This is a genomic window from Streptomyces sp. NBC_01429 (genome assembly GCF_036231945.1).
Classification (GTDB): Bacteria; Actinomycetota; Actinomycetes; order Streptomycetales; family Streptomycetaceae; genus Streptomyces.
Genome location: NZ_CP109599.1, coordinates 7,370,604 through 7,383,615, shown reverse-complemented (window position 1 = coordinate 7,383,615; position 13,012 = coordinate 7,370,604). Strand labels below are relative to the sequence as shown.

Below are 13,012 nucleotides of genomic sequence, written 5' to 3'. Positions count from 1 at the left end.
GGCTTCCGTACGAGCATCAGTCTCGCCTTCCTCGGTGTGTTCTCGGTGCGTTCTCGGTGCGTTTTCGGTGTGTCCCGGCCGTGCGGGTGGGGACGGTTGGGCGGGAGGCCCGGCAGCGCCGTCGTATGCCTGGTGCCGCTGCCGGGGCGGACCCGCCGGGGTGGGCGGGACCGTACGGACGCGTGGAGCCGTACGGTCCGCGGTCCGCGTCAGCTCATCCAGGACCCGCCGGCCGAGCGGCGGCGCGAGCGCAGCCAGACCATGCCGCCGCCGACCAGCAGCGCCACCGCGGCGCCCGAGGCCGCCGAGACCAGCATCAGTGTGTCGTTGTTCCACGACGCGGCGAACGAGGTCATGCTGCCCGTGAGGCCCGAGGAGTCCGCCTTGGTGGACGCGTCGGCCGTCTTGACGTCGGAGCCCGCGGTGGGCAGGGCGACATAGGGGAACTTCTTGTCGAACTCCTGGTCGTTGGCGTCGACCCCGTCACTCAGGTCGACCTTCTCGCCCAGCAGCGCGCCCTCGACGACCTGGAGCGCGATGTCCACCACGTCGTCGGTGAGCCGACGGCCGTTCGGGAAGCCCGCGTTGTCACCGTCGAGCACACCGAGCCGCTTCGGCTTCGCGACCGGCTTGATGGAGGTGTTGAGGCGCAGCATCTCCGACGGTGTGACCTTCGGTGGCTGGTTGAGGTCCTTGACACCGGTGAGGAACACCGAGACCAGGTCGTCGCGCGGCTCGGCCGGGGCCTTGATCTTGTAGATCGACTCGATGAGCTTCGGCAGCTCGGGCTCGGTGACGTTCTTCAGGAAGTCCGCGTCGTTCTCCGGCGAGGACGCGTTGAACTTGTCCTTGTCCTTGAGCGGGTTGACGACCTCGTTGACCAGCGGCATCCCGAGGCGTGACACCTGTGTCCAGTCGCCGTAGGCGTTCTTGCGGGAGGTGGTCGAGTAGATGCCGACGATCGGCTGCTTGTCCGACTCCCGGAGGTAGGAGCTGGGCACCTGGAGGGCGATCGTGTTGACGTTGTAGCCCTTGAGCGTGTCGTTGCCGACCTCCGACAGGTCCCCGCCGTAGAGCAGGTCGAAGACCCGCAGATCGAGGAAGAACGGGTCGTCGGCCTGCCCGGCGAACGCCTTGAGTCCGCCGTCGACCTCGCGTACCGCCTGGTCGCGCAGTGTCTGGTAGTGGGGCATGGACGCCTTGCCGACGTTCGAGGGGGCGACGGGCAGCCCCTTCGCGAGATCGTGCTCGGAGACGACCTTGCCGTGCTCCAGGCGCAGCAGCTGGATGTCGTACGACTGGGTGAAGTTGAGGTTCGGGTCGTCCAGGCTCTTCACCGCACCGGTGTTGTAGAGGAAGGTGTCCTCGTTCTTGCGGTGGTCCTTGAACGTGAACCGGTACACCAGGTCGTCCTTGGCGTCACCGTTGTTGTCGATGTGGATGTCGTAGCGGGCGTCCGTGGCGAACGGATAGAAGTTCGGGCCGCCCGCCGGCTCCTGGAACGGCAGCCAGTTCGCGATCAGGGTAGTGGAGTTGGGGTCTTCGGGGCTGACGAATGCGTACACGTCCGTGTTGTCGTACTGGGGCTGACCCGAGATCAGCGGAGCCTCGCGGTGGCTGGAGGCGGTGGCCGTGCCCGGTGCCAGTGCGGCCGCACCGGCGGCCGCGAGCCCTCCCGCGGCCAGCGCGCCACAGGCGAGCATCGCGATGCTCCCCCTGGCCCGCCGCGTCCGCTCGCTTCTGGTGTTAGCGGTCATCTCGTCCGTCCTTCATCCGTCATCGCGCCCGTTGCTGCTTGCTTGCCCCTCCCATACGTACGTCGGAGCCGTCTTGTTCGGCCCGGATCAAGGAAAGCTGCGCGATGCCTCTTGCGGAGCGAGTTTCTGACGGGTCATCAACCAGGCTTGTTACGGCACAAACCCGACCGGGTCGGCGCGGGCCGTCCCACCGGATTCTCGGCGCGAGAACGCCCGGCCGGTCCGATGACCGTGCCGGGCGTCGCACACCGGGAACGCCGTGCTCACCAGGGGATCGGGCCCTCGGCGTCGAAGTAGCCGCCGGTGGGGCCGTCCGGCGCCACCCGGGCCATCCGGACGATGATCTCGGCGCCCTGCTCGACGGTCTGTGTGCCGGTGTTGCCGTTCAGATCGGTCGCGGTGTAGCCGGGCTCCACCGCGTTGATCCGCATCCGCGGGAACGCCTTCGCGTACTGCACGGTGATCATGTTCACCGCCGCCTTGGAGGCCGGGTAGGCGACCCCCGGATAGGCGTACGCGGGGGTGCCGGGGGCGCTCACCCGGGCCAGCGAGCCCAGACCGCTGCTCACATTGACCACCACCGGGGCGGCGGACCGTCCCAGCAGGGGCAGGAAGGCGTGGGTGACGCGTACCGTGCCGAACACGTTCGTCTCGAAGAGCGGACGCAGCGCGTCGGCGGTCGCCTCGGCGGCGCCGGCCACACCGCCGTCCGCCGTCCGCGTCTCGATGCCGGCGTTGTTGACCAGGACGTCGAGACCGCCGTCGGCCTCGATCGCCTTCGCCGCCGCCGCGACGGACGTGTCGTCGGTGACGTCGATGACGACCGCCCGCGCCCCCAGCCGCTCGGCGGCCCGCCGCCCCCGCTCCGGGTCCCGGCTCCCCACGTACACGGTGTGACCTGCCGCGACGAGCCGGCGGGCGGTCTCGAAACCGAGGCCCTTGTTCGCTCCTGTGATCAGTGTTGTCGTCATGTCTCCCATGGTGCGACCGCGCGATGTGTTCAGCCAGGCGTCCCCCGGCCCCAGGAGTGCCGGTCCCGGGACCGCCGGGACCAGGCAGCTCCGCGCGGAGCCCCTCGCGGCGTGAGGCGCCGCCACAGCGGCCCCCGGGGACGGCCCCGCCCGCGTCTCACCGTACGGAGCGGCCCCGCACCGGCCCATGCCGCTTTGTATCCTCGGCAGGCGCCCCCGGACCCCCGTGGCAGACGGCCCTGCGAGAGGAATCACCATGACCACCGAGTTGAGCCCCGACGCCCTGACCGGGCTCCTCGACCGCGCCAGGCGGGACTACGAGGCGCTGGCGGCGCGCGGGCTGAAGCTCGACCTCACGCGGGGCAAGCCGGCGCCCGAGCAGCTCGACCTCTCCGAGGAGCTGCTGAGCCTGCCCGGCGGGCATCCAGCGGTCGCCGACGGTGTGGACCTGCGCAACTACGGCGGCCTCCAGGGGCTGCCGGCGCTGCGCGAGATCTTCGCCGAGGTGCTCCAGGTGCCGGCCGGCCAGCTGCTCGCGGCCGGGAACTCCAGCCTGGAGCTGATGCACGACTGTCTGGTGCACGCGCTCCTGAGCGTGCTGCCCGGCGCCGGGTCCCGCTGGGCCGACGAGGACCGGATCGCGTTCCTGTGTCCGGTGCCCGGCTACGACCGGCACTTCGCGCTCTGCGAGCGGTTCGGGATCGAGATGATCCCGGTCCCGATGACCGGGGAGGGCCCGGACATGGACGTGGTGGAGCGGCTCGTCGCCGAGGACCCGGCCGTCAAGGGCATCTGGTGCGTCCCGAAGTACAGCAACCCGGACGGTGTCTGCTACAGCGACGAGACGGTGACGCGGCTGGCCCGGATGGAGACGGCGGCCGACGACTTCCGGATCTTCTGGGACAACGCGTACGCCGCCCATCACCTCACCGACACGCCCGTCGAGATCGCCGACCTGCTGGCGGCCTGCGCGGCGAGCGGCCACCCGGACCGCGCGTTCGTCTTCGGCTCCACCTCGAAGATCACCTTCGCGGGCTCCGGTGTCGGCTTCTTCGGCGCTTCGGCGGCCAACGTGAGCTGGCTGACCGCCAACAACTCCAAGCGCTCGATCGGCCCCGACAAGATCAACCAGCTGCGCCACCTGCTCTTCCTGCGGGACGCGGACGGTGTGCGCGCGCACATGGAGCGCCAGGGCGCCCTGCTCCAGCCGAAGTTCGCCGTCGTCCAGCGGATCCTGGACGGTGAGCTGGGCACCACCGGCCTCGCCACCTGGACCTCCCCCAAGGGCGGATACTTCGTCACGCTCACCGTGCCGGACGGCTGCGCCAAGGCGGTCGTACGCCATGCCGCCGAGGCGGGCATCGTGCTGACCCCGGCGGGCGCCACCCACCCGTACGGCGACGACCCCCGCGACGCCACCATCCGCATCGCGCCGAGCTACCCGAGCCTGCCGGAGCTGGAGCAGGCGATGCTCGGGCTGACCGCCTGTGTGCGGCTGGCCGGCTACGAGCAGCGGCTCGCCGGCTGACCTGTCGCCCGGCTGTCAGAACGGGTAGTGGGCCCGCTGGGTGGCGATGGTCACCCAGCGGGTGCTGGAGAACGCCTCGATGCCCCAGCGTCCGCCGAAGCGCCCGTGGCCGGACGCCTTGACGCCGCCGAAGGGCGCGTGCGGCTCGTCGGCGACGGACTGGTCGTTGATGTGCACGATGCCGGTACGGACACGGCGGGCGACGGCGAGTCCGTGCGTGGCGTTCTCCGTGATGATGCCGCAGGTGAGACCGTTCTCGGTGTCGTTGGCGAGGGCCACGGCGGTGTCGTCGTCGGCGAAGGTGTCGAGCACGCAGACCGGGCCGAACGCCTCCGCGTAGTGCAGCTCCGCGTCCTTCGGTACGCCGGTGAGCACCGTCGCCGGGTGCACGGCGCCCTCCGGCCGTCCGCCGCCGGTCAGAACGGTGGCGCCCCTGGCCACCGCGTCCTCGACCAGCGCGGCCACCCGCTCCGCGGCGGAGGCGCTGATCAGCGGGCCGACCACGGTGTGCGGATCGCCCGGGTCTCCGGCGCGGAGTGTGGCGGCCTTGGCGGTGAACCTGCGGGTGAACTCCGCCGCGAGGGAGTCGTGGACGAGGACGCGATCGCCGGACATGCAGATCTGCCCGGAGTTCAGGAACACACTGAAGGCGGCGGCGTCGACGGCATGGTCGAGGTCGGCGTCGGCGAGCACGATCACCGCGTTCTTCCCGCCCAACTCCAGCACAGCGGGCTTGAGATGGGCGGCGGCACGCGCGGCGACGATCCGGCCCACGTCGGTGGAGCCCGTGAAGTTGACGGCGCGGACACGCGAGTCCGAGATCAACACCTCGGCTGTCTCGGCGGCGTCCTCACGGGCGTTGGTGACGACGTTCAGCACACCGTCGGGCAGCCCTGCCTCACGCAGTACGTCGGCGACGAAGAGGCCACAGGCGATCGGCGCGTCCTCGCTCGCCTTGACGACGACGGTGTTGCCCGCGGCCAGCGGCGCGGCGACGGCCCGTACACCGAGGATGAGGGGCGCGTTCCAGGGGGCGAACGCGGCGACGACGCCCAGCGGTTCGCGTATCGCGAGACCGAGGGTGCCCTCCTGCTGTGCGCTGAGCACCTCGCCGCGGGGCGCGGTGATCGCGGCGGCCGACTCGCGCAGGATGTTCGCGGCGAGCGCCACGTTGAAGTACGCCCACGGCCGGGTCGCGCCCGCCTCGCCCGCCATCAGCCCCGCGGCCCGCTCCCTCCTGTCGTCGAGAAGGTCGGCCGCCTTGAGGAAGATCGCGCGACGGTCGAAGGGTGCGAGCGCCGCCCACCGCGCGAAGGCCGCGTCGGCGGCGTCCACCGCCCGCGTGACGTCCCGCGGCCCGGCGGCGGCGACAGTCGCGTACACCTCGCCGGTGAAGGGGTTCAGGTCCTCGGCGGTACGGCCGGACAGGGCGGGCACGTCCTTGCCGTCGATCAGCAGCTCACGGTTGACGACCATGACACGGGCTCCTTCGGTACGTGACAACGGCGCCGGAGGGGAGGAAGTTCGAGGTCGGGAGGCGGGCCGGCGCGACGGACGGACAGGAACGTGAACGTGACTCGACGCGGCTCCACGCGACTGCCGTGAATGCTGCGAGCCGGTCAACGGAATGTCAAGGACGTGCACCGGCAGGAGTTCCCCATCGGCCTGCTGGCGGGCGCGAGCCTCGCGGTGACGTTCGCCGTCGCCGTACTCGGGTACACCGGCGCCGGCCAGTTCATCTGTTTCGCGCTGGCGGGGGCCTTCGGGCTCACCGTGCTCGTCTACACGCTCGGCTCGATCGGCGCCGACCGGGGCAGCCCGGTGAAACTCACCCTCGCGGGCGTCGCGTTCACCGCCGTGTGCGGCGGCTTCACCTCCGCCATGGCGCTCAAGAACACGACCAGGTTCGACGTCGTGCGGTTCTGGGGCGTCGGCTCCATCGGCGGCCGCTCGCTGGACATCCTCCCCATCGCCCTGCCGTTGACCGGCGCCGGGCTGGTGCTCGGGCTGTGCAGCGCGGGCTCGCTCAACGCCCTGGCGCTGGGCGACGACCTCGCCAGGTCCCTGGGCACCCGGCTCGCCCCGACCCGGGTGGTCCTGGTCGTCGTCACGCTGCTGGCCGGGACCTCCGTCGCCGGTCCGATCTCGTTCGTCGGGCTGATGGTGCCCCACGGGCGACCTGGGCCTACGGCGGCAACGGCCACGGCCCCAGCCGCCTGGCGGAACTGGTCGGCGCCGCGATCCCGCCCGGCGCGGACCTGACCGGCGGCTACGTATGGGTCGCCGGCCAGACGGACGCCCTGCGCGCCGTGCGCCGTTATCTGCGCAAGGAGCTGCGGCTGCCCGCCGAGCGCTTCCAGGTCGTCGGCTACTGGATGCCGGACGGCGACTCCTGGACCCAGCGCTACGAGGCGCTGCCCGCCGCCGTACGGTCCGAACTGGACAGCATGTGGCACAACCCTGCCGACGAGCCCGAGGACCTCGCCATCCAGTACGAGGACCGCCTCGGCAAGCTCGGTCTGCGACCCCTCGGCATAGGAAATACCTATAGCGTCTGCTTATATTTCATCTTTGTCTTTCGTTGTTTTCCGGACGTAGCGTGAAGCAACTCGACGAGGTGCTCACCGAGAATCTCCGAAGATTCTCGCTCTGCGCACTCCGCTCCTCCTTTCGTCGAGTAAATGAATACGCAGCCGAGAGGACCGAGAGAATGACCACCACCGAGAACGGACCGGGACCGCGAGAGCTCGCGGGAAAGCGTGCTCTGGTCACGGGCGGGTCGCGCGGAATCGGCGCGGCCGTCGTGCGCCAGCTCCTCGACGCGGGCGCCGAGGTACTCGTGACCGCCAGGTCGAAGACGAGCACGGTGCCCGAGGGCGCCTCCTTCGTGGAGGCCGATGTACGGACACGAGCCGGAGCGGAGGCCATCGCCGGGGCCGCGCGGGAGGCGTTCGGCGGGGTGGACATCCTGGTCGACAACGCGGGTGGAGCGGGACCGTTCCAGAACGCCTGGGCCATCCCGGACGAGGAGTGGCAGGACCAGCTGGACCTGAACTACCTGGCGTCGGTGCGGCTGGATTCGCTGCTGACCCCGGGGATGCGTGAACGGCGCTCGGGCGTGGTCGTGCACGTCTCCTCGGCCGCCGTCCCCACCTCGGCGCCGCCGTTCCTCCACTACACGGCGGCGAAGGCGGCGCTGCGGAACTACAGCCGGGGACTGGCCCTGGAACTGGCCCCGTTCGGAGTCCGGGTCAACACGGTGTCTCCCGGCAGGACCGTCACCCCTGGCGGCGAGACGACGCGGGAGCAGTGGGCGGCCCTGCACGAGGGGCCCGGCCAGGACAACACCGCCCCTCCGCTGGGCCGCGAAGGGCGCCCGGACGACATCGCCAACGCGGTGCTGTTCCTCGTATCGGACCGGGCGAGCTGGCTGACCGGACAGAACCTCACCGTGGACGGCGGCGAATTCCCCGTGGGCTGACACCGACGGAGCGGAAGAACGGCCCGGCCGAGGAAATGAAGAACTGAGGACCCCCGGAAATGAATGACAAGTACAGCGACAAGAACGTAGTGATCACGGGCGGCAGCAGTGGCATAGGTTTCGCGACGGCCAAGCTGCTGGTGGACGCCGGAGCACGGGTGGTGATCACCGGCCGTTCCCGGACCACACTCGACGCCGCGGTGGAGCGGCTCGGCAAGAACGCGCTGGCCGTCCGGAGCGACGTGGCCTCCCTGTCCGACCTGGACGCTCTGGCTGCCCGCGTACGGACCGAACTCGGCACGGTGGAGGCCCTCTTCGTCAACGCCGGCATCACGAGCACCACGCCTTTCGCGTCGACGACCGAGGAGATGTACGACGAATCGTTCGCCATCAACGTCAAGGGCGCCTTCTTCACCGTGCAGAAGATCGCCCCGCTGTTGAGCACGGGCGCCGGTGTCGTCCTCACCACTTCGGTCGCGAACGTCATGGGCATGGCGGAGACCAGCGTCTACGCGGCGGGCAAGGCGGCGCTGCGCTCAATGGCCCGCAGCTTCTCCCGCGAACTTCTTCCGCGCGGAATCCGCGTCAACGCGATCAGCCCCGGTCCCGTCGACACGGGGATCCTGGAGAACACGATGACCAAAGAGGCCGCCGATCAGTTCAAGGCGGAACGGGTCGCGGAGAACCCCATGCGACGTTTCGGAACTCCGGAAGAAATCGCCGGGGCGGTGGCGTTCCTGGCCTTCGACGCCACTTACACGACAGGAACCGAGTTCGTGGTGGACGGAGGCATGACCCAGTTGTGAGCAGCCCCTGACCCGTTACCGGAGAAGCCGGTGTAGTACCAGGTCTCCTGACGCAGAAATTCGAGCAGGGCCATTTCCGCCGGGCCCGCGCCCGGCCGGATCGCGGCGACGATGGGCATGGAAACGGCGGGAAGGACGGGACGGGTGAGGTGCTCGAAGCCGGGAGGCACCGCGGAGGTAGGAACGAGAGTCACTCCCAGCCCGTGGGCGGCCCAGCGCACCGCGGTCGCCGTCTGGGAGACGCGGGCGACCGTGGCCGGGGCCAGCTCGTTGTCCCGCAGCACGTTCCGCAGCACGCCGTCGAGCGCGCTGCTCTGGTCGAACCTGATCCACGGCTCCCGCGTCACTTCGCGCAGCTCGACCCGGTCGGCGGCGAGCTGCGCGTGCTCGGGACTCAGCACCACGACGAACTCCTCGTCGCCGAGGTGGTGCCCCTCGTACAAGCCTTCCTTGCACGGCCCCCCGATCAGGCCGACGTCCACCACCCCCCGGCGCGCGAGCCGCTCCAGGTCAGCGGGGTTCGCCTCCTCGAATACGGTGATCTCCAACCGAGGGAAACGGCGGCGCAACGCGCTCAGCGCGCCCGGCAGCTGCCGCGTGCCCAGTCCCATCTGGGCCGCGACCACCAGCTCGCCCTCCAGCTCATCGGCACCGGCCCGCGCCGTCGCCTTCGCCCGCCGCGCCGCCCTCACCGCGACCTCCGCGTCCCTCAGGAACGCCCGGCCGACCGCGGTGGGCACCAGCCCGGCCGGCGTGCGGGCGAACAGCGTCACGCCGAGTTCCCGTTCCAGGCCGCGGATCTGCTGGGACACCGACGGCTGGGCGACACGCAGCCGCTCCGCCGCCGCCGTCACCGAGCCCTCCTCGGCGACGGCCAGGGCATACTCGAACTGGCGAAGGCTCATCGGCTCCCGTTCCCTCACCGCGGTGGCCCGCGATCCACCCCGTTGTCATCGTGGTCGTCATCGAGGCCAACTCGGATCCGCCGGCGGAGATTCCCACCGGCACGGCCGGATCCAGTCTGCTCCTGGTAGCCGACGGCGACGACACGTCGCCCGATCCGGGGACGGAAGGCGGCTGTACCGACCGTCAATTCACGATCAGGGCGGCGGTCCGCAGGCGGGCGGCGGAGCGGGCCAGGAGGTACGCCGCGACCAGAGCAGGACAGAAACCCACCGCGCAGGCCACGAGGACGCCGATCACGCTCAGGCCGGTGGAGGACGCGACGACGACAGCAGCAAGGGGCGTGGCCAGGATCGGGCTGAGCAGGAGCAGGGTCGCCCGCGTCTTCTCCCACCGCGTCCACTGCGCCGCCTTCGTGACCCTTACGGCGGCGACGATCGCGGCGACCAGCGCGAGGCCGGGCCCGATGACCGGGATAAGAAGCAACGGCATCGGCAGCACCGCGAAGACCAGGGTGAGGGTGGTGCGGCGGTCGGTCTCCGGCTCGGGCCGGGTCCGGCCCTCCTCGGCCAGCGCGGCGTCAGCGATCTGCCGAGGGCTGCCGAGCCGCTCCAGGACCTGCCGGACGGCATCCTCGTCCACGGGGTCGCGCTCGGCCAGCTCACCCTCGACGTGCTCGCACAGGTCCGCCAGCAGCTCGCGGCGGCGCCCGGCAGACAGTGGGGCGGTGTACCGGTCGACGGCGTCGAGGTGGGCGCGGACCAGGGGGTGCTCGGTGGGGTTGTTCACGGGTTCTCCTTCAGGACGAGGACGTGGTCGGCGGTTTCACGGAAGGCGGGCCACAGCGTGGTGAACTTGAGTCGCCACCGGTCCGCTCGCCCTCGTCCGTGCCCCCGCGTCCAGGGTTTCGATGCCGGATAGTGTCATGCATCGCATGGTAGCGTGCAAAGCCAGATACCGGAAAGTCCGAAGCTCAGGCACGGTCAACGGTCAGGTCAACCGCAAGATGATCAAGAGAAGCGGCTACGGCCGTACTCGCGGCACCCCTGGGAGAAGCCGCCGGCACACGCCCTGTCCCGCCAAAGCGCCACAACCTCACCGGCCCGGCCCGGGAACGACCACCCGGCTCGAAGGAAAGACGCCGGGCCACCCGCCACGACGCGGGCAAACCGTCCGACGCGAAGCGACACCCATCGCCCTACAACGGTTGCGAGGTTGAAGAACAAGTCGAGTGGCGCAACCGCTCAGGTTTCCGCTGCCGCCGCCGCCACCGCCGGTGGCTGAGGCCGCCAGGTGTAGCGGACGTCAGGTTCGTACTCCTCGTTGTGCAGTCCGTCGGTGTACTCGACCGGGACGAAGTCATGCCGTTCGTAGAAGCGTTGAGCCGGCCCGTTGACCTGGAACGTCCACAGGTCGAGACCGGCGGGCCGCTGCCGCTTGGCCAAGTCGATGAACCGGTCGCCCACGCCCCGGCCGCGCCACGACGGATCCAGGTAGAGCTGTTCCAACTCCTCGCCGTCGAGGGCCAGGAGGCCGATCACGGAGCCGCCGGCGACGGCCACCCAGGTCTCGTACCGCGGGATGACCACATAGGAGAACCAGTTGCGTACGTCGTCGTCGCCGTGCGCGCGGCGTACGGTCGGCAGCGCGGCGGCGAAGGAGCGCAGCCACACGTCGGCCATGTCCGCCGCGTCGGGGCCCGCGGCGCGCCGGAACACGAAATCGGCACTCTTCACGGCGCGCGAAGTCCGGTGCTGACGGTGGCGATGATCGGTTCCAGTGACGGCCCGTTTCCCCGGGACATGCAGGCGGCCATCAACGCGTTGACGTCGTCGAGCCCGATATCGGCGCGCACGGCGCCCGCTTTCTGGGCGTTGTCGAGCAGGTCGCCCGTGCGGTCGCACAGCAGGTCGAGGCCCATCCGATCGTGCTGGGCCTCCTGATCTCCGGAGGCGCTGGCGGCCAGTTGCTCCGCCAGACCGCGGTTGGCCGCGCCCGTGCGTACCGTGGCGGCGAGGAACGCGAAGAACGCGGGGCCCGGTTCTTCCCGCTCGGCCAACGCGTCCGCGTGGTTCACGAGTTCCTCCACCCCGGCGCGCAGGATCGCCGCGAACAGGTCCTCCTTGGCGGGGAAGTGCCGGCTGACGGTACCGGTGCCGACGCCCGCGCGGCGCGCGATCTCGTGCACGGGCACGGACAGCCCTTCGGTCGCGAAGATCCGGGCCGCCACTTCCAGTACGTGGGCCCGGTTGCGCCGCGCGTCGGCGCGCAGTGGCGGTTGGTTGCTCATGACCCTCCTTGCGGCATGGACAACTTACGGCATGGACAACCGGGACGGCCGTCCCGTATATTCCACAAAACCGGGATGCCCATCCCGATTACCGGAGGTGCTGTCATGTCTCACCATGTCTGGACCGCAGAAAACGTCCCTGACCAGCGCGGACGTACGGTTGTGGTCACCGGCGCCAACACCGGGATCGGCTTCGAGGCGGCACGGATCCTCGCCCGGCGCGGGGCCGCCGTGGTGCTGGCCTGCCGCACCCCGGCCAAGGCCGCCGAAGCCGCCGACCGCATCCGGGCCGCCGCGCCGGGCTCGACCGTCACCACACTGCGCCTGGACCTGGCATCCCAGGCGTCGGTGCGCGAGGCCGCCGAGGAGGTACGGGCCGAGCACGGCCGAATCGACCTGCTCATCAACAACGCGGGCATGCTCGGGTCCAGGGAACGCACGGTCACCGAGGACGGTTTCGAGGCGACGTTCGCCACCAACCACCTCGGTGTGTTCGCGTTCACCGGGCTGGTTCTGGACCGGCTGCTTCCGGTACCCGGCTCACGGGTCGTGACGGTCAGCAGCCTCGTCCACCGCAGCGCCACCCTCGACCTCGACGATCTACAGACGCGGGGGAAATACCGGAGGGACGCCGTCTACGGCGCGTCAAAACTGGCCAACCTGATGTTCACGTACGAGCTGCAGCGCCAGCTGTCCGCATCCGGTGCGCAGACAGTCGCCCTTGCCGCACATCCCGGCATGTCCCGCACCGAGTTCACCCGGGATCTCAGCCCGGCCAACCGGTTCCTCTTCGACCCGCGGATCAAGCTGCTGACGCGCTGGGTACTGCAGGACCGGGAGGTCGGCGCGCTGGGCATGGTGCGTGCCGCGGTGGCCCCGGACGCGAGGGGCGGCGAGTACTACGGCCCGCCCGGCCGCGCCCAGTTCACCGGGCATCCCGTACGGGTCGAGTCCAGTGCCACGTCTCGCGACCCCGCCGCGCAGCGCCGCCTCTGGCGGGAGTCGGAGCGGCTGACGGGCGTCGGATATCCTCTCGCACGGCTGGAGGCGTAGAGCCGGTCCGGCTGGGCGAACCGGCTTCGGGACCCCTAACCGGGCGGCTCGTCCCCCCAGTCCGCCTTCGTCAGGCTCATCCGCTGTGCGGACCAGGACTGATCTCCCACGCGTTGCACCGTTGCACGTCGGGAAGCACCCGGTCCACGCGGAACCCAAGACGTTCGCAGGGCCGTACCGCGTTGCCGTGGTGAGCGAAGCCCCCCCCAGCTCCACGCGCTCC

General features: G+C 70.4%; 13 protein-coding genes. 6 read left to right on the top strand and 7 right to left on the bottom strand.

Annotated elements, in window-relative coordinates; all coding sequences use genetic code 11:
- Positions 1 to 209: 209 nt before the first annotated feature.
- Together OG627_RS32565 and OG627_RS32560 are read right to left on the bottom strand one after the other, a co-directional pair.
- Positions 210 to 1,757, bottom strand: a complete 1,548-nt coding sequence (locus tag OG627_RS32565; protein WP_329071305.1) for a DUF4331 domain-containing protein — start codon at positions 1,755 to 1,757, stop codon at positions 210 to 212.
- 263 nt (positions 1,758 to 2,020) lie between these two features.
- Positions 2,021 to 2,728: an SDR family NAD(P)-dependent oxidoreductase gene (locus OG627_RS32560; protein ID WP_329071303.1), complete on the bottom strand. Its 708-nt coding sequence runs from the start codon at positions 2,726 to 2,728 to the stop codon at positions 2,021 to 2,023.
- Between the two features lie 256 nt (positions 2,729 to 2,984).
- Between OG627_RS32560 and OG627_RS32555 the strand changes: the two genes are divergently transcribed.
- Positions 2,985 to 4,256, top strand: coding sequence for an aminotransferase class I/II-fold pyridoxal phosphate-dependent enzyme (locus OG627_RS32555; protein ID WP_329071301.1), 1,272 nt, complete (start codon positions 2,985 to 2,987; stop codon positions 4,254 to 4,256).
- A 15-nt stretch (positions 4,257 to 4,271) separates the two neighbouring features.
- Here the strand turns inward: OG627_RS32555 and OG627_RS32550 are convergent, their stop codons facing one another.
- A complete protein-coding gene (locus OG627_RS32550) occupies positions 4,272 to 5,732 on the bottom strand; it encodes an aldehyde dehydrogenase family protein (RefSeq protein WP_329071299.1) in 1,461 nt (486 codons plus the stop codon).
- A gap of 162 nt (positions 5,733 to 5,894) precedes the next feature.
- Between OG627_RS32550 and OG627_RS32545 the strand changes: the two genes are divergently transcribed.
- The 4 genes from OG627_RS32545 (at position 5,895) to OG627_RS32530 (ending at position 8,543) form a co-directional block, all read left to right on the top strand.
- Positions 5,895 to 6,518, top strand: coding sequence for a FecCD family ABC transporter permease (locus OG627_RS32545; protein WP_443073664.1), 624 nt, complete (start codon positions 5,895 to 5,897; stop codon positions 6,516 to 6,518).
- Positions 6,473 to 6,859, top strand: coding sequence for an SIP domain-containing protein (locus tag OG627_RS32540; protein ID WP_443073663.1), 387 nt, complete (start codon positions 6,473 to 6,475; stop codon positions 6,857 to 6,859). Before OG627_RS32545 ends, OG627_RS32540 begins: the two co-directional genes overlap by 46 nt.
- A gap of 107 nt (positions 6,860 to 6,966) precedes the next feature.
- Entirely contained in the window at positions 6,967 to 7,737 is a 771-nt protein-coding gene (locus OG627_RS32535; RefSeq protein WP_329071296.1) for an oxidoreductase, read from the top strand.
- A gap of 59 nt (positions 7,738 to 7,796) precedes the next feature.
- On the top strand, positions 7,797 to 8,543 hold the full coding sequence (locus OG627_RS32530) for an SDR family oxidoreductase (RefSeq protein WP_329071293.1): 747 nt from the start codon (positions 7,797 to 7,799) through the stop codon (positions 8,541 to 8,543).
- Here OG627_RS32530 and OG627_RS32525 read toward each other — a convergent pair.
- The 4 genes from OG627_RS32525 to OG627_RS32510 all read right to left on the bottom strand — a co-directional run bounded on the left by OG627_RS32525 (position 8,492) and on the right by OG627_RS32510 (position 11,736).
- The gene (locus tag OG627_RS32525; protein ID WP_329071291.1) at positions 8,492 to 9,448 is read right to left on the bottom strand and encodes a LysR family transcriptional regulator; all 957 of its coding nucleotides are present in this window, start codon (positions 9,446 to 9,448) and stop codon (positions 8,492 to 8,494) included. The genes OG627_RS32530 and OG627_RS32525 overlap by 52 nt on opposite strands.
- A 184-nt stretch (positions 9,449 to 9,632) precedes the next feature.
- On the bottom strand, positions 9,633 to 10,235 hold the full coding sequence (locus OG627_RS32520) for an HAAS signaling domain-containing protein (RefSeq protein ID WP_329071288.1): 603 nt from the start codon (positions 10,233 to 10,235) through the stop codon (positions 9,633 to 9,635).
- 455 nt (positions 10,236 to 10,690) lie between these two features.
- Complete coding sequence (locus tag OG627_RS32515) at positions 10,691 to 11,128, bottom strand: GNAT family N-acetyltransferase (protein WP_329073141.1); 438 nt, start codon at positions 11,126 to 11,128, stop codon at positions 10,691 to 10,693.
- A gap of 50 nt (positions 11,129 to 11,178) precedes the next feature.
- Positions 11,179 to 11,736, bottom strand: coding sequence for a TetR/AcrR family transcriptional regulator (locus OG627_RS32510; protein WP_329071286.1), 558 nt, complete (start codon positions 11,734 to 11,736; stop codon positions 11,179 to 11,181).
- A 105-nt stretch (positions 11,737 to 11,841) separates the two neighbouring features.
- On the opposite strand from OG627_RS32510, the gene OG627_RS32505 reads away from it, so the two are divergent.
- A complete protein-coding gene (locus tag OG627_RS32505; protein ID WP_329071284.1) occupies positions 11,842 to 12,789 on the top strand; it encodes an oxidoreductase in 948 nt (315 codons plus the stop codon).
- The last annotated feature ends 223 nt before the right edge of the window (positions 12,790 to 13,012 follow it).